The sequence below is a fragment of the Microbacterium lacus genome (assembly GCF_044794305.1).
Taxonomy (GTDB): Bacteria; Actinomycetota; Actinomycetes; order Actinomycetales; family Microbacteriaceae; genus Microbacterium; species Microbacterium lacus_B.
Genome location: NZ_CP084996.1, coordinates 1543683 through 1558661, shown reverse-complemented (window position 1 = coordinate 1558661; position 14979 = coordinate 1543683). Strand labels below are relative to the sequence as shown.

Annotated in this window: 16 protein-coding genes; 6 read left to right on the top strand and 10 right to left on the bottom strand. The window is 66.9% G+C overall.

The features are described from left to right. Positions 1-87: 87 nt before the first annotated feature. The 5 genes from LG299_RS07600 to LG299_RS07580 form a co-directional block, all read right to left on the bottom strand. Complete coding sequence (locus LG299_RS07600) at positions 88-927, bottom strand: helix-turn-helix transcriptional regulator (RefSeq protein WP_404434480.1); 840 nt, start codon at positions 925-927, stop codon at positions 88-90. Between the two features lie 100 nt (positions 928-1027). Next, positions 1028-1897 carry an ABC transporter permease gene (locus tag LG299_RS07595; protein ID WP_404434478.1) on the bottom strand — a complete coding sequence of 290 codons (870 nt, stop codon included), beginning with the start codon at positions 1895-1897 and terminating at the stop codon, positions 1028-1030. After that, positions 1884-2867, bottom strand: a complete 984-nt coding sequence (locus tag LG299_RS07590; RefSeq protein WP_404434477.1) for an ABC transporter ATP-binding protein — start codon at positions 2865-2867, stop codon at positions 1884-1886. The genes LG299_RS07595 and LG299_RS07590 overlap by 14 nt, the downstream gene beginning before the upstream one ends. A gap of 11 nt (positions 2868-2878) precedes the next feature. After that, positions 2879-4060 carry an outer membrane lipoprotein carrier protein LolA gene (locus LG299_RS07585; protein WP_404434476.1) on the bottom strand — a complete coding sequence of 394 codons (1182 nt, stop codon included), beginning with the start codon at positions 4058-4060 and terminating at the stop codon, positions 2879-2881. A gap of 115 nt (positions 4061-4175) precedes the next feature. Beyond that, positions 4176-5507 (bottom strand): flavin monoamine oxidase family protein, encoded by a 1332-nt coding sequence (locus LG299_RS07580; RefSeq protein WP_404434475.1) that lies wholly within the window; start codon positions 5505-5507, stop codon positions 4176-4178. Positions 5508-5599: 92 nt separating this feature from the next. Between LG299_RS07580 and LG299_RS07575 the strand changes: the two genes are divergently transcribed. Further along, on the top strand, positions 5600-7303 hold the full coding sequence (locus LG299_RS07575; RefSeq protein WP_404434474.1) for a long-chain-fatty-acid--CoA ligase: 1704 nt from the start codon (positions 5600-5602) through the stop codon (positions 7301-7303). Here LG299_RS07575 and LG299_RS07570 read toward each other — a convergent pair whose 3' ends face one another. From LG299_RS07570 to LG299_RS07560, 3 genes are all read right to left on the bottom strand, one after another. Further along, entirely contained in the window at positions 7304-8170 is an 867-nt protein-coding gene (locus LG299_RS07570) for an esterase/lipase family protein (protein ID WP_404434473.1), read from the bottom strand. A gap of 69 nt (positions 8171-8239) precedes the next feature. Continuing rightward, complete coding sequence (locus LG299_RS07565; RefSeq protein WP_404434472.1) at positions 8240-8887, bottom strand: LON peptidase substrate-binding domain-containing protein; 648 nt, start codon at positions 8885-8887, stop codon at positions 8240-8242. Between the two features lie 98 nt (positions 8888-8985). Then, the gene (locus tag LG299_RS07560; protein ID WP_404434470.1) at positions 8986-9654 is read right to left on the bottom strand and encodes a TetR/AcrR family transcriptional regulator; all 669 of its coding nucleotides are present in this window, start codon (positions 9652-9654) and stop codon (positions 8986-8988) included. A gap of 143 nt (positions 9655-9797) precedes the next feature. Between LG299_RS07560 and LG299_RS07555 the strand changes: the two genes are divergently transcribed. The 3 genes from LG299_RS07555 to LG299_RS07545 are packed head-to-tail and all read left to right on the top strand — an operon-like array spanning position 9798 to position 12586. Beyond that, positions 9798-11270 (top strand): MFS transporter, encoded by a 1473-nt coding sequence (locus tag LG299_RS07555; RefSeq protein WP_404434469.1) that lies wholly within the window; start codon positions 9798-9800, stop codon positions 11268-11270. Between the two features lie 30 nt (positions 11271-11300). Further along, entirely contained in the window at positions 11301-12005 is a 705-nt protein-coding gene (locus LG299_RS07550; protein WP_404434468.1) for a DUF899 family protein, read from the top strand. A 17-nt stretch (positions 12006-12022) separates the two neighbouring features. Further along, complete coding sequence (locus tag LG299_RS07545; protein WP_404434467.1) at positions 12023-12586, top strand: dihydrofolate reductase family protein; 564 nt, start codon at positions 12023-12025, stop codon at positions 12584-12586. Here the strand turns inward: LG299_RS07545 and LG299_RS07540 are convergent. Further along, complete coding sequence (locus LG299_RS07540; RefSeq protein WP_404434466.1) at positions 12552-13292, bottom strand: sulfurtransferase; 741 nt, start codon at positions 13290-13292, stop codon at positions 12552-12554. The genes LG299_RS07545 and LG299_RS07540 overlap by 35 nt on opposite strands. Before the next feature lie 74 nt (positions 13293-13366). Between LG299_RS07540 and LG299_RS07535 the strand changes: the two genes are divergently transcribed. Both LG299_RS07535 and LG299_RS07530 read left to right on the top strand, forming a co-directional pair. Further along, positions 13367-13807, top strand: a complete 441-nt coding sequence (locus tag LG299_RS07535; protein WP_404434465.1) for a MarR family winged helix-turn-helix transcriptional regulator — start codon at positions 13367-13369, stop codon at positions 13805-13807. Continuing rightward, complete coding sequence (locus LG299_RS07530) at positions 13804-14457, top strand: hypothetical protein (RefSeq protein ID WP_404434464.1); 654 nt, start codon at positions 13804-13806, stop codon at positions 14455-14457. The genes LG299_RS07535 and LG299_RS07530 overlap by 4 nt, the downstream gene beginning before the upstream one ends. A gap of 18 nt (positions 14458-14475) precedes the next feature. Here LG299_RS07530 and LG299_RS07525 read toward each other — a convergent pair whose 3' ends face one another. Next, complete coding sequence (locus LG299_RS07525; protein ID WP_404434463.1) at positions 14476-14961, bottom strand: Lrp/AsnC family transcriptional regulator; 486 nt, start codon at positions 14959-14961, stop codon at positions 14476-14478. Positions 14962-14979: the final 18 nt, after the last annotated feature.

Genomic DNA, 14979 nt, shown 5'->3' with positions numbered 1-14979 from the left:
GTACGGCAATGCTCGAACGATTCGGGAAGTGCATCCAGGGCCTGTCAATCCACGGTTCCGCAATCCGTGGCTCGCGCGTAGGTCGCGTCAGGACGACATCGCCTGGGCGCCGATGACCGCGAGCAGCTGCAGCTTCTCATGGCTCTCGCTCCCCGGGACGGCGGTATACACCAGCAGGCGGTGGGACTGTTCGGGGTCGAGGAGCGTCTGGCAGGTAAGTTCGAGAAGGCCGACGGACGGATGCTGGAACCGCTTGACTTCGGCCGGTTTGATGCCGACCTCCTGCAGATCCCACACCGCGCGGAACTCGTCGTTGTCTTGCAGCAGCGCGGCGAGGTGCGCCGCGCGGGAGGTGGGCCCGCGGAGGGCGGTCAGCTGGCGTAGACCGGACGCGTAAAGACGCGACAGGTACTGGCGTTCCTCGGACGAATAGGGCTCGCGTGCAGCAGGGTCGGTGAACCAGCGATAGCCGACGCTGCGATCAGGGCCGGTGCGAAGAGAGGCGTCACCTGTCAGCGCGATGCCGAGCGGGCTCTGCCGCAGGGTCTCACCGATCTCGGTGACGATCTCGGCGGGCGTGTCCGAGAGTCGATCGAGAATGCGCAGAAGACCGGGGCTGATGAACTCGCTCGTGGCCCCGCGCACCGGGGGAGCGTGTCCGGCGAGACGGAAGAGGTGGTCTCGCTCGTCGAGGCTCAGGTGCAGTCCCTGGGCGATCGAGGCGATCATCTGCTCGGACGGATGCGGTCCGGTCGCGCGCTCGAGACGCGCGTAGTAGTCGGTCGACATGTGGCAGAGGGTGGCGACCTCCTCGCGGCGGAGCCCATTCGTGCGTCGTCGCGACCCGCGCGACAGGCCGACGTCTTCGGGCTGCAACGACTCGCGTCGGTGCCGGAGAAAGGCGGCCAGGCTGTCGCGATCGATCACGTCGTCATCCTCCACAGGGTTCGTTTCCGTTTGTACCCCGTCCGGGCAGAACTATCCACGGCTCGACAATCCACCCTTCGTCGCCGCCGATCAGCGAGTGCTACGAAAGCACGTCCTTCGTCGTGAAACGGAAGATCGCCGCCGCGCCGAAGACGAGGATGTACCCGCCCTGCAGAAGTGCGTTCGCGGTGAAAGAGTCCCACACGATGGGTGAGCGCAGCAGGTCGCCGAAGTCGAGCCACCGATCGGTGAACAGCCAGGGATGTAGCGCATCGAGCTGCGGAATCGCTCCGATGATCTGCGCGGTGACGGCCAAGATCGCCGTCGCCGCCATCGCACCGATCGGCACGGTCGTGAGCGTCGAGAGGAACAGCCCGATCGCGGCAAGCCCGAACATCGACACCGCCACATACGCGGCGATCACGAGCACGCGCATCATCCCTTCGCCGACCGAAACCTGCGCTCCCGAAAGCAGCGTGACCGGACCGATCGGAAACAGAATTGCACCCACGATGGTGCCGACCGCAACGACCGTCAACGTCGCGGCGAGGCAGAAGACGGCCGCACCGAGGTACTTCACCAGCAGCAGGCGCACGCGACCGGCCGGTGCGATCAGCAGGTAGCGCAGAGTGCCGTGACTCGCTTCGCCGGCGATCGCGTCACCCGCAGCGACACTGATCGTCAGCGGAAGGAACAGCGGGATCGCCACGGTGAGCGCGGCAAGGGCGACGAACAGCCCGTTGTTGGTGATCTGGTCGAGAAACGCCGGCCCGCGCCCGGGGTCGGACCCGCCGACGAGCCGGATGGCGACGCCGAGCAGGATCGGAATCAGAGCGAGTGCGGCAAGCATCGCCCACGTGCGCCACCGCCGAAACTGAGTGGCGAGCTCGTTGCCGAGCAGCGAGAGCGTGCCCGAGCCGCCACTCCGCTGCGGCGTGGGTGCGATCACGACGACCTCAGGCGACGACATCGAAGCCCTCCCCGGTGAGCTCGACGAACCGCTGCTCGAGGCTTTCGCCGACGACCTCGAACCCGCGCACGCGCACGCCCGCCGCGACGAGTGACGACACAATCACCTCGGGATCGATCGGGTCGCCGGCGGGCATCAGCCCGGTGATGAGGTCGAGGTCGGATGCGGCATCCTGAACATCGCTCTCGATGCCGAGCGATGCCAGCACGACGCGGGCTCCCTCGAGATCGGGGGTGCTCACCCGCACGCGCGGCCGTGCGCCCGCCCGGCGGAATTCGTCGAGCGTGCCTTGGGCGACCAGCTTGCCGGCGCTCATCACCCCGACGTGCGTGCACAGCTGCTCGACCTCGGCGAGGAGGTGGCTCGAGACGAACACCGTGGTGCCGTCCGCCGCGAACGAGCGGATGAGCGCGCGCACCTCGCGGGTGCCCTGCGGGTCGAGGCCGTTGGTGGGTTCGTCGAGCACGAGCAGGTCGCGGGGCATGAGCAGGGCGTTCGCGAGCCCGAGCCGCTGCTTCATTCCGAGCGAGTACGCATGCGCCTTCTTCTTCGCGGCGTGCGACAGGCCGACGCGGTCGAGTGCCGTAGCGACCCGAGCCGCGCGAGTGCGCGCGGGCGAGTGCCGGTCGGCGGCGTCGAAGCGATGGAGGTTCTGCTCACCGGTGAGGAAGGGCGAGAAGGCGGGCCCCTCGACGAGCGCACCGACCCGGGGGAGCACCGTGTCGAGCGAGCGCGGCATGGGCTCGCCCAGAACGTTCGCCTCGCCACCGCTCGAGTTCAGCAGCCCGAGCAGCATGCGGATCGTCGTGGTCTTGCCCGAACCGTTCGGCCCGAGAAAGCCGAACACGGCACCACGCGGAACCGCGAGGTCAACCTGGTCGACCGCCGTCTGCGCGCCGAAGCGCTTCGTCAGACCTCTGGTCTCGATGCTGAGTTCTGCTTCGGGGCGCACCGATTCGGGGCTCTGCACGAGCGCGTCCGTCAGAGCCCGGTCTGCGCGGCTTCGACGAGACGGCTCGCGGGTACGGCGCCGACCAGAACGCGACCGTCGTCGGTGATCAGCACGGTGATGAGCGACGTCTGCAGCACACGACCGCCGTCCACGGCCGTGGTGACGGTCGCGAGCATCGCGAGCTGCTCGGGGTCGAGGCCCGCGAACACGTTCTGCCCGCTCGCCTCAGAAGAGCTCGGCAGGACAGCCACGGCCGACCATCCCTCGCCGATGACGACAGGGGCCGAGGCATCCGTCGTCGTGTCGTCCTGATCGGGACGAGATGTGGGCAGCGCGAGATCCTTCTCGGTGATGGTGATGTCGGCGCCCGGTTCGAAGGCGAAGACGCTCGGGTCCGGGGCTGTGAAGTCGACCTGGGTGAACGCGATCTCGAATGCCGGTTCGCTCGCGCCGCGTGCGGTGACGGATGCTGCGACCGCAGCCCCGGTCTCGCCATCGATCGCGAACCGCAGTTCTCCGACGAGAGTGTCGGTGGTTCGGGGCGCAAGGATCAGTTCGTACACGTCACGCCCGGCGACGCGGGCATCGGCGCCGACGGTCACCTCGGTGCTCTCGTCGAGTCGCGCGAGGGCCTGGTCGAGCATGTCGTCCGGGGTGGGGAGTGCGCCTTCAGCGTCGGGCCTGGCGGGCGCGGCATCGGGCTGGGCCTCGCTGTGGAGCGCATCGAGCTCGGCCTCGGACGGGAGGGTCAGTTTCGTCGCCGTCTGCGTCTCGCTGTCGACGAACCAGATCTGCTCGGCATCACCGTCGACATAGACGTTGCGCTCGCCGAGCCGATCGAGCACCTGCAGTCGTGCGCTCTCGCCATCGAGGTAGACCTTGGCCGTGTGCGAACCGGTCACCAGCGAGATGAGGTCATCGATATCGGCCGCGCCCGTGCTGTCACCTTCGGTGGATCCACCCATCGAATCGGTGAGCGCGCCGAGATCAGGCAAGCCCAGCTCAGAAGTCTGCACGATCGTGCCGCTCAGGGCATCGACGTCGCTCGCCTCAGCGAACGCGATCAGTTCTGCGGCGGTCTTGTCGGGTAGATCGACCGCGCCGCTCGCCGTCATCGGCACCAGAATGGCGGCTCCGGCGATGATCGGGACAGCGATTGCCGCCGTCCAGAGGAGCGGACGACGTTCCAACGCACGATGGGTACTGCTCATGTCAACAGGCTACGCCGGTAGCGGCATTCCGTCTCAGGTCACGGTCAACACACAGGATCCCCCGGGACTGGCGCTGCACGACACTCAGCGCCTCAGGGTGGGGGCCAGCCGCAGTTCAGCGCCAGGCGCGCCAGATCAGGTCGATCGGAATCTCGCGCTGCAACACGCGCTCGGCCGCGCGATGGCCGGAGTGCAGCGCCGCCGTCACGGTCGCGGGGTCATCGGTCCAGGTCGCCTCGCCAGCGAGATGCAGCACTCCGCCGATCGGGACGGCGAGGTCGTCGTGGTCGGAGGTCACGCCGCCCACGGTCATGAACGCATACGAACCGCGAGCGAACGGGTCGCCCTGCCAATCCGTCACCTGCACGTGTGTCGGCTCCTCGACACGGTCGCCGTAGAGCCGCCGCAATTGATCGAGCACCGACTCGGCGACCTGCTCGGGGCTCCATCCGTGCGTCTCTCGCGCCGCCGGTCCCGCAGCGAACGTCAACAGTGTCGGGGTGCCGTGCAGGGGAGTCAGGTCGTACCAGGAATGCCACCACTCGCCGCCCGGTCCTTGCTGGCGGATTGCATAAACTCCGTCGTCCCAGAACTTCGACGCAAACCGAAGAAAGACCTTCTCGAAGGCGTTCATCTGCAACCTGCTGAGAGCAAGGGCGTGGGGCTCGGGGAGGGGCGGTTCGATGACGAAGTTGGCGGACTTCAGCACGCCGACGGGGACCGTGATCACCACAGCGTCGGCCGCGAACATCCCCTGATCGGTCGTGACCTCGACGCGGTCTGCCGACCACTGCACCGAGGAAACGACATGCTCGAGATGGATGCTGAGGCCGTCGGCGAGGCTCGCCGGCAGCCGGTCGTACCCGTCCGGAAAGACGACCTCGTCGCCGTCGACCGTGTCGTCGTCGAGCCCGTGCGCGGCGAGGTCTCCCGTCCACGCGCCGTACTGCTCTTCGGTGCGGTGCTGCAGAAACTCCCGCACGCGCTGCGCCCGCTCGGGCTCCCACCCGGTCGCAGCGAGGGCGGTCTCGGTCACATCGAGGTACGAGGCATCCGGATCCGACGCGTCGATCACCGGGAGCAGCGCGTCGTAGATCGTCGCAATGTCGTCGGTGAAGCGTTGGGCGTCAGCATCCGTCAACCGAGTCGCATCAGGACCGTAATGGGCGATCGGTCGCGAGTCAGCCTGAAAGCTGCCTACGGTGAACTCGACGGCGCGCATGCCGAATGCTTCGGTTGCGGAGAACACCGCGCTGTCGGTGATGCCGTGGATCCACGAAGCACCGAGATCTGTGACGTGCTCGTCGCTGCGCTCGGTGACTACCCGGCCGCCTACGCGGTCGCGCGCTTCGAGCACGAGGACCCCCTGGCCCTCTCGCACGAGAAGTCGAGCGGCGGTGAGCCCGGCCACTCCTGCACCGACGACGATGGTGTCGTACCGTTCCACCGCTGACCTCCTTGTCGTTGCCCGTCCCCGAGTCCGACGTTACCCGCGCGGCGGGCGTACGGTGGAGATTCCGCAGTGGTGAGGAGCGTCTCATGGAAATTCCGAATGCCTCGACGCCGGTTTCGCTCGAAGACCGACCGTGGATCGCGGCCTACGCCGAAGGGGTTCCCGCCGAGATCGACCCGGTCACCGAGACCCTCGTCGACATGCTCGAGACCTCTGTGGCGAAGTTCGGGGGGCATGTCGCGCTCGAGTTCTTCGGTGCGCGCACCACGTACGCCGAGCTCGGGGAGCAGGTCGAGCGCGCCGCCGGCGGGTTGCGAAGGCTGGGGGTGAGTCCGGGTGATCGTGTGGCCCTCGTGATGCCGAACTGCCCGCAGCACGTCGTCGCGTTCTATGCCACACTGCGGTTGGGCGCGATCGTCGTCGAGCACAACCCGCTCTACACCGCCCGTGAGCTTCGTCATCAGTTCGACGTGCACGGGGCCAAGGTCGCCATCGTGTGGGACAAGGTGGCCGACGTCGTCGCAGGCCTCCCTGCCGATGTCGTGCCGGCCACCGTCATCTCCGTGCGCATGACCGACGCGATGCCGTGGACCAAACGCTTCGCCCTTCGACTGCCCGTCGCGAAGGCTCACACCGCCCGCGATGCCCTCACTGCGACCCCCAAGACCGCAGGTGTCATCCCGTGGACGAAGGTCGTCGAAGCGCGTCGGGTCTCGCACAAAGCCCCTCGGCCCGCACTGGACGACATCGCGCTGCTCCAACTCACGAGCGGAACCTCGGGCATCCCCAAGGCGGCGATCCTGACGCACCGCAATCTGCGCTCGAATGCCGCGCAGGGTCGCGCGTGGGTGCCGGGTCTGCAGGAGGGAGACGAGGTGTTCGCGGCAGTGCTGCCGCTCTTCCACGCCTACGGCCTCACGCTGTGCCTGACTTTTGCGATCTCGATCGGGGCTCGGGTCGTGCTGTTCCCGAAGTTCGATGTGGGGTTGATGAAGGATGCCGCACGTCACACCCCGCCGACGTTCTTGCCCGCAGTCCCTCCCATCTACGACGCCCTGTCGAGGTCGGACGTGGACCTGCGCAGCATCCGGTATTCCATCTCCGGCGCCATGAGCCTGCCGGTGCCGACGGTGTCGCGCTGGGAAGAGAAGACCGGCGGCCTGCTCGTGGAGGGCTACGGGATGACCGAGACGTCGCCGGTGGCGCTCGGCAATCCGATCGGCCCGAGCCGGCGACCGGGCACCGTCGGCGTGCCGTTCCCGAGCACCGAGATCCGCGTCGTCGACCCCGCGGACCCGACAGTCGATGTGGCGATCGGCAAGCCGGGGGAGTTGCTGATCCGCGGTCCGCAGGTCTTTCAGGGCTACTGGAATCGTCCGGAGGACACGGCCGCTGCGCTCCTGCCCGGGGGATGGCTGCGCACGGGTGACGTCGTCACGGTGTCGGCGGATGGCTTCGTCACGGTCGTCGACCGGGTCAAAGAGATCATCATCACCGGCGGGTTCAACGTCAGCCCGACCGAGGTCGAGCAGGTCCTCGCCCTGCACCCCGACATCGTTGCGGCAGCGGTCGTCGGCATTCCTCGGGAGTCCGGAGGCGAGAAGATCGTGGCGGCCGTCACGCTGAACCCCGGCGCAGTGTTCGACCAAGAGGCCGTGCGTGACTTCGCCCGTGCGCACCTCACGGCGTACAAAGTCCCGCGCGAGATCGTGGTCGTCGACGAACTCCCGCGCTCGCAGATCGGCAAGGTCCTACGCCGCGTCGTTCGCGAGAACCTTCAGGCGCGGTAGTCAGCGCTGAGTTGGTGCGCCCTCAGCCGGTGTGAGCGTCCGCACGGCCGCGATCACAGCCGTGTGCGTCTTGTCCGACCCCAGAACGTGGAAGTGTCCGAACGTGGGGATCTCGACGTTCGTCGCCCCCTCGAGCGCACTGCCGTCCGGGATGTGCGGATCGAACGGCGCGAAGATCGACACGATGCGGCCGTTCACCGAGCGCTCGCGCCCCAGTGAGACGATGGTCTGATCGTCGGGCAGAAACGCCCGGATGCTGGGGATCACGAACATCCGAGCCAGGGGCGACCCGCCGAAGGGCGTCGCGATAGCGACCATGCCGAGAAGTCCGAGTGGGGGTCCCCCTGCGGGAGCGGATGCTTCAGCCGCAGCCTTCGCCGGGTCTCCGCCGGTGGCGGCTTCGGCCGCGGCAGCAGTAGCTGCGCCAGAAGCGACGAGAAGGTGTTTGCCGATGAGGCCGCCCTTGCTGTGCGCGACGATCATGCGACCGGCCTCCGGTGCCGGGCGGGACGCGAGAGTGCGGCCCAAACGCTCGGCCGTCGCCGAGACGCTCCGGCGGTTGGTGCCCAGCCCATGCACGATGCTCACCCGATAGCCGACGCGCGCGAGCGCGTCGCCCAGCGGGCGCAAGAAGGTCCAGTGTTCGTAGACGCCGGGGAGCAGCACGATCTCGGGCAGGTCGGTCGAACCGCGACGCCAGCGCGCGGGCACGGGTTTGGTGCGCCCCACAGGCCACGGCGGGGCGAAGACGGCGAGCTGGCGCTTCGCGGCGTAGAAGTAGTCCGCAGCCCACCACTGAAGTCGCTGAATGAGTCCGAATCGGCGCGGCCGGGGCGCAGCATCCGCCATCATCGCGGGCTGAGTCACGTCACCGTGAGCGCGTCGGTGGAGGTCATGAGCCGAGTATCGCAGGATGGTGCGCCGTTGGGCGAAAACCTAGAGAGGGTCGATGCCTTCCAGCCCTTCGATGTCACCGATCGGCGCCGCCGTGAGCAGGGGCTCGATTTCGAGCGTTCGGTCGATGATCTCGCGCAGCAGCCCACCGGCCGTGGTGGCGCTTTGTAGAGCGAACCTATCGAACTCGCCGAGCGGGGCAATCTCGGCGAGCTGCCACATGGCCTCGTGGTGGTCATCCGACAGTTCGACATCGGCATCCCACCGCGTCGTCCCGTACTCCGTCGCCCGCGCGAGCACACGCCGGACGATGCGTTCTGCCTCGGTGCGCAGGGGCAGCAGATCGTCGTTCCACTCGAGTCCTTCGAGTCGGGTGATTGACGCCTGCGGGTACGGGTCGTCGTCGTCCCATTCATCGACAGTGAAGCGGTCGCCGCCGACCGTGACGATCTGCAGGTCTTCCGCGCCCGCCGTGACTTCGACCAGTCGCGCCATCGTGCCTCGGGCGCTGCGCTGATCGCCGCCGCCGGCCTCGCGTCCGCGTTCGATCAGCACGACACCGAACTGCGGGTCATCCTCTTCGAGCAGTCGGCCGATCATCGTCAGGTACCGCGGCTCGAAGATGCGCAACAGCAGGGGTGTATGCGGAAACAGCACGGCGCTCAGCGGGAACATCGGGACGGTGTCCATGCCGCCAGTCAATCAGGCCGTCGACCGGTATGGGCCGTTCGGGCGGCACTTGTGGCCGCCTGGCCTGCTGTCAGGCGACAACCACTTCGCCCGAACCGTCATTCGGGCAAGATCGCGGGTTGGGCCGAGGCATCCAACGTCCCGCGCACGCCGACGATGATCGATTCGACCACCGAGGCCGCGAGTGCGTCGATGACGGGCTCGGGCTGCCACCGCACCGGACCATTCACGGCGATGTCAGAGAATCCGTGCACCGTCGACCAACACGCGAACTCGGCGAGCGGCCTGCGCGCGGGGTCGAGTGCACCGGTCTCGACCATTTCGTCGAGCACCTTCATCAGCAGCTCGAAGGGCGCGACGATGTCGCCGTCCAGGGTGACGACTCCATCGGTGGCCTGCGTGTCCTGGGTGAAGAAGGCCGTCGCGAACCAGCCGGGTTCGGCGCGCGCGAAGGCAATGTAGGCAAGTCCTACGCGGCGAAGCTTTTCGATGGATGCCGCGCCCGAGTCGAGTTCGGAGGGTGTGGCTGCGACCCGCTCGGCGATAGCTGTGGCGAGAGCGAGTTGGGCCTGAGCAGCGACGGCATGCACCAAGCCGTCACGGCCCTCGAAGTGGCGGTAGGCGGCGTTCGGCGATACGCCGACGGCGCGGGTGACCTCGCGCAGGCTGACCGCTGCGGGTCCGCCCGAACGGGCCTGCGCGAGACCCTCGCCGATGAGGGCTTGTCGGAGGTCGCCGTGATGATAGGTGCGCGGGGACGAGGTCATTGCGTCATTACCATTGCCTCACACTGACCGAGTGTGTACGGTGTGAACATTGATGTTCACGGTGTCTACATCTACCGTAGTGGCTGAGTCCGCATAAGCCCGCAGTACCCGCTGACACCGCACGAATCGTTCGAAGGACTTCCATGAGCCAGCCGCCGCACCCGGCGACCGCCGACGCACCGCGCCACGCACCCGGCCCGAGCACTGTGCGTGCGTTCTACCAGGTGCTCGTCAATACGGCTGTTGCGAACGTGACGTCGAGCTATCTGTGGTGGGGACTGACCTTCTGGGCGTACCTCGAGACCCGTTCGGTGATGGCCACTGCCATCATCGGCGGTTCGTACATGCTGTTGGTCGCCCTCCTCGGTGTCGTCTTCGGCGTGATCGTCGATCGCACGAAGAAGAAGGCCGTGATGGTGCTCTCGAGCAGCGTCACACTGATCGCCTACCTCCTCGCGGGAGCGCTCTACCTCTCGTTCCCCGAGGATGTGCTGGTCGACTGGGGTGGGCCCTGGTTCTGGGTGTTCGCCGGTGTGATTCTCATCGGCGGCGTCGTCGAGAACATGCGCAATATCGCTCTATCGACCACGGTCACCCTGCTCGTGCCCGCAGATCGTCGCGACAAGGCAAACGGTCTGGTGGGTGCTGTGCACGGCATCGCCTTCATGGTGACCAGCGTGTTCTCGGGGCTGTCGATCGGCTTGCTCGGGATGGGGTGGACGGTGGTCATCGCGATCGCCGCGACCGCGGTCGCCCTGGTGCATCTGCTGTTCGTTCCGATCCCCGAGCCCGAGATCGCCCACCTCGAGGGAGGTGCGCCCCAGGCAGGGTTCCGAGGCGTGATTCCGGCAGTTGTGATCGTGCCCGGACTGCTCGCGCTCATTCTCTTCTCGACGTTCAACAACCTCGTCGGCGGCGTTTTCATGGCGCTGATGGACCCCTACGGTCTCACCCTGTTCTCGGTCGAGATGTGGGGAATCATCCTGGGCATCACCAGCTTCGGCTTCATCATCGGGGGTGCCCTCGTGGCGAAGTTCGGACTGGGCAAGAATCCGGTGCGGACCATGCTGCTGGTGAACATCGGCGTCGCGGTGCTCGGAATGACCTTCGCCCTCCGCGAATGGTGGTGGCTCTACGCCCTCGGCATTTTGGTGTTCATGTGTCTCATGCCGATCGCCGAAGCGGCCGAGCAGACGATCGTGCAACGCGTCGTACCGTTCGAGAAGCAGGGGCGAGTGTTCGGGTTCGCCGCGAGCATTGAATCAGTGGCAGCACCCCTCTCGGCCTTCATCATCGGACCCCTCGCGCAGTTCTGGCTCATCCCGTTCATGAACGGGGCCGAAGGTCAGGAGTCGCTCGGCTGGTTGCTCGGACCCGGCGAGGCGCGCGGAATCGCTCTGGCATTCGGTGTCGCGAGCCTGATCCTCCTGGTGGTCGTCCTGCTCGCCTTCATCTCGCGGCCGTATCGCCAGTTGTCGGCGGCGTACGCGACTGCCGCACCCTCGGTGAACGCGGCGGCAGAGAGTTCCCCAGATGTGGATGCTGCGACCCACGTGGCATCCCTCACCGACCAGATCAGCGATGCGGGCGAAAGCTTGCGCGCTACCGTCCGCTAGTCGCGCCGAGCGCACACGAAGGAGAAGACAATGACCGAAACCACTGCACTGCCTCCGGTCGTCAGCGTCGAGGAGTGGCGCCGCGAGCTCGACGCGCTTCGAATTCGCGAGAAGGCAGCGACTCGCGAGCTCGATGGTGTCGCCGCGCAGCGTCGTAGATTGCCGATGGTCGAGATGCCCGAATACACGTTGCAGGGCGCCGATGGCCCCGCCCGGCTGGTCGACCTGTTCGGTGACAAATCTCAGCTCGTCGTCTACAGCCACATGTGGTTCGAGGGCAAAGAGTGGCAGTGCCCCGGCTGCACGGGGTGGACGTCGCAGTTCACGCGGCTGGAGTTTCTCGACGAGTACGACGCACGGTTCGTGGTCGTGACCCAGGGCCCGATCGCCGAGGCGCTCGCTTACAAAGAGAAGGTCGGCAACAAGATGGAGTGGTACTCCACCGCGGGAAGCGACTTCGGTGCACACATGGGTGCACCGCCGAACGCGGGGTTCGCGGTGAACGTCTTCCTGCGCGATGGCGACACCGTGTACCGCACCTGGCACACCGACGGGCGCGGGACCGAACAGATCGGGTTTCACCACGGCCTTGTCGACATCCTTCCGTACGGCCGGCAGGAGGAGTGGCAGGATGTGCCCGACGGCTGGCCGCAGCACGGGACGTACGACGGCGGAACGAGTTCGCAAGAGATCGCCGCCGCCTACGGACCCGGCGGGTTCGCCCATACGCACTGAAGCGAGAGGCTCCCACGATGCCCGCACTCTTGACCTACGGCATGCTCGTCTCTATCGACGGCTTCATCGCCGGCGAACCCGGCGGGCGTGAACTCCCCGTCCCGGGCGCCGAGTTGCACCGACACTTCAACGATCGGCAGCGGAGCGCGGCTCTGTCGATCTATGGGCGGCGAATGTGGGAGGTGATGACCTACTGGGCTGAGCCTGATCCTGACCGGGACGAGGTGGGGGAGGACTTTGCCCAGGCGTGGGTCGACACGCCCAAGGTGGTGATCTCCACGACCCTGCGCGAGGCGCCGCAAGGTGCGCGACTCATCGGTTCTGATGTCTTCGACACCGTGCGGCGACTCAAAGCCGACACGGACGGCGAAATCGACGTGAGTGGCGCGGAACTTGCCGCCTCGCTCGGTGCCGCGGGGCTCGTCGACGAGTACCACCTGTACGTGCAGCCGGTCGTGCTCGGCGCCGGAACACCGTACTTCGGGAAGGGGTTCGCGCCCGAACTCACCCTGATCGGGTCAGAGCAACTGCCCGACGGTGTCGTGCTTACGCGCTACGCGCCGGTGCCAGCCCGGGGGTGAGCGCTTCTCGCTCGTCGAAGACGAAGCAGTCGCCCTCCCAGTGATCGCCGCCGACCTCTTCGAAGTACTTCAGGATTCCGCCCTCGAGCTGAAGCACGTTCGGATGTCCGGCTTCCTGCAGGTAGAGCGCGGCCTTCTCACACCGGATCCCGCCGGTGCAGAAGCTCACGACCGTCGCACCCTCGAGCTCTGCGGTGTGGGTGGATGCGGCATCCGGAAACTCGCCGAACCGCGTGATTCCCCACGAAACCGCGCCCTCGAATGTGCCGTACTCGACCTCGAACTGGTTGCGCGTATCGAGCATGACCACCGGGCGGCCGGTATCGTCAGCGCCCTGATCGAGCCAGCGCTTGAGGGTGGATGCGTCGACCGCCGCCGCGCGACCCTCGACGGGCCGGATCACGGGGTGGTCCATGCGGATGATCTCGCGCTTGAGCTTGACCAGCATCCGACCGAAGGGCTGCGTGTCGGACCAGCTCTCTTTCGGCTGCAGCGCGGCGAAGCGGTCGTCGGAACGGAGTTCGTCGACGAATGCGCGCACATCCACGGGCTCGCCGGCGAGGAAGAGATTGATTCCTTCTTCGGCGAGGAGGATCGTGCCCTTGAGCCCACGGGCATTCGCGGCACCGCGGAGGGTCGCCCGCAGAGTCACCGTGTCGGTGAGCGGTGTGAAGAGGTAAGCCGAGATATTGAGCACGCGATCCATCGCGCGTCAGTTTAGCCGCGACGGCTGAAGAAGCAATTGGTGAAGTATATACATGATGTTGTAGCATCATAAATATGGAACTGACCGTGCTCGACCGCCTTCTGCAGATCGGCGATCTGTTTGCGCGCGACATGGACCGCGCGTTCGCCGGCACCCCGCTCACGCCCGCACGCGTGCGCCTGCTGTGGGTCGTGCACCACGGCGGTCCGGTGACGCAACACGCCCTGGCCGACGCGCTGGAGGTCAGTCCGCGCAATGTCACCGGTCTCGTCGACGCTCTCGAAGAGGGCGGCTATGTCGAACGCACGCCCCATCCGACCGACCGGCGCGCGACGATCGTGCGGTTGACCGAGACGGCCGAGGCGCAGATGGCCGAGATGCAGCGCGATCACGCAGAAATCACAGAGACACTTCTGAACGCCGTAGACCCGCACGACCGTGCTGCGTTCGCCCGCGGGGTGGACGCGGTCGCGCTGAAGCTCGAAGCGATGGTGGAAGAGGCATCCGCATCATGACCACGACGCTCACCGAACGGCCGGGCGTGCTGCGGCGCGCCGGGTCTTTCGCCGTGCGCGCGTTGCGCCTCGAGCTGGGAATCTACGCCGCGATCGGCCGCGCAATCGCCCGGCGCAAGGCCATTCCCCGGGGGGCCGTGGGCCTGCCCTACCACCAGCCCGTCATGACGATTCTGATCATCTTCATCGTGCTGTCTGCGATCGAGATTCCGATCGTCGACCTGATCGTGCATCAGTGGCCGGCGGTGCGGATCGCGTTCCTCGTCCTGGGCATCTGGGGCGTCACCTGGATGATCGGGCTGCTGTGTGCCTTTCTCATGCGACCGCACACCGTCGGGCCGGACGGTGTGCAGGTGCGCGAAGGGATCGAGATCGACATTCCGCTGGCGTGGGACGACGTGCTCTCGATCGAGCGCTCGCCGCGGGTCGACGAACCGAAGTCGCCCCGGTTCGAGGGCGAGGGCGACGAGCGAACGCTGGTACTGCGGATGCAGGACGAGACCAACATCCTGATCACGCTCGAGCGGCCGACCGCCGTGCGTCTGCCAGGCCTTGCGCCGAAGGGCGGCACGCAGATCGTGAGCGCCGTCAGGCTGTGGACCGACGACCCGACCGGCTACCTCGACGCCGTACGCACGCACATGCCCTGATCGTCCAGTGCGCAGCACCTACGATCCGCCCTCGAGCAGGTTCTGCCACCCCTCGGTATCGGCATGCTCGAAGATCAGATTGGTCTCGGTGTGGGCGACGGCAGGGTGGCCGGTGAGGTACGTGAGAACGAACTCGCGCAGCTCATTCGAGTCGCGTGCGAGCACGTGCAGGAGAAAGTCATCTGCTCCTGCCATGTGAAAGATGCTCAGCACCCCCGGAAACTTCGCGGCCGCGCGGCGGAACGCCTCGATCTCGGTGCGGGCGTGCTTGGCCAGGCGGATCGCGATGAGCGCTTGCACGGTCGCGCCGAGCAGATCGGGGTCGAGTTCCACCCGGTAGCCGCGGATCACGCCGTGCTGCTGCATCCGCCGCAGTCGCAACGAGACGGTCGACTCTGCGATCCCCAGAGTGCTCGCGAGCGCCGCGCCGGATGCCCGGGCGTTTGCGGTGAGTGCCCGGAGGAGGGCTCGGTCGGTTTTGTCGAGCGCGATGGTCTGCGCCATGGCGGGTGCTCCTCGGTT

What these genes read in the sequence shown, in the direction of transcription:
- LG299_RS07575 (WP_404434474.1), top strand. Translation starts at nt 5,600, where the DNA reads ATGGAAATTCCGAATGCCTCGACGCCGGTTTCGCTCGAAGACCGACCG.
- LG299_RS07555 (WP_404434469.1), top strand. Translation starts at nt 9,798, where the DNA reads ATGAGCCAGCCGCCGCACCCGGCGACCGCCGACGCACCGCGCCACGCA.
- LG299_RS07585 (WP_404434476.1), bottom strand. Translation starts at nt 4,060, where the DNA reads ATGAGCAGTACCCATCGTGCGTTGGAACGTCGTCCGCTCCTCTGGACG.
- LG299_RS07535 (WP_404434465.1), top strand. Translation starts at nt 13,367, where the DNA reads ATGGAACTGACCGTGCTCGACCGCCTTCTGCAGATCGGCGATCTGTTT.
- LG299_RS07530 (WP_404434464.1), top strand. Translation starts at nt 13,804, where the DNA reads ATGACCACGACGCTCACCGAACGGCCGGGCGTGCTGCGGCGCGCCGGG.
- LG299_RS07525 (WP_404434463.1), bottom strand. Translation starts at nt 14,961, where the DNA reads ATGGCGCAGACCATCGCGCTCGACAAAACCGACCGAGCCCTCCTCCGG.
- LG299_RS07540 (WP_404434466.1), bottom strand. Translation starts at nt 13,292, where the DNA reads ATGGATCGCGTGCTCAATATCTCGGCTTACCTCTTCACACCGCTCACC.
- LG299_RS07595 (WP_404434478.1), bottom strand. Translation starts at nt 1,897, where the DNA reads ATGTCGTCGCCTGAGGTCGTCGTGATCGCACCCACGCCGCAGCGGAGT.
- LG299_RS07560 (WP_404434470.1), bottom strand. Translation starts at nt 9,654, where the DNA reads ATGACCTCGTCCCCGCGCACCTATCATCACGGCGACCTCCGACAAGCC.
- LG299_RS07565 (WP_404434472.1), bottom strand. Translation starts at nt 8,887, where the DNA reads ATGGACACCGTCCCGATGTTCCCGCTGAGCGCCGTGCTGTTTCCGCAT.
- LG299_RS07550 (WP_404434468.1), top strand. Translation starts at nt 11,301, where the DNA reads ATGACCGAAACCACTGCACTGCCTCCGGTCGTCAGCGTCGAGGAGTGG.
- LG299_RS07545 (WP_404434467.1), top strand. Translation starts at nt 12,023, where the DNA reads ATGCCCGCACTCTTGACCTACGGCATGCTCGTCTCTATCGACGGCTTC.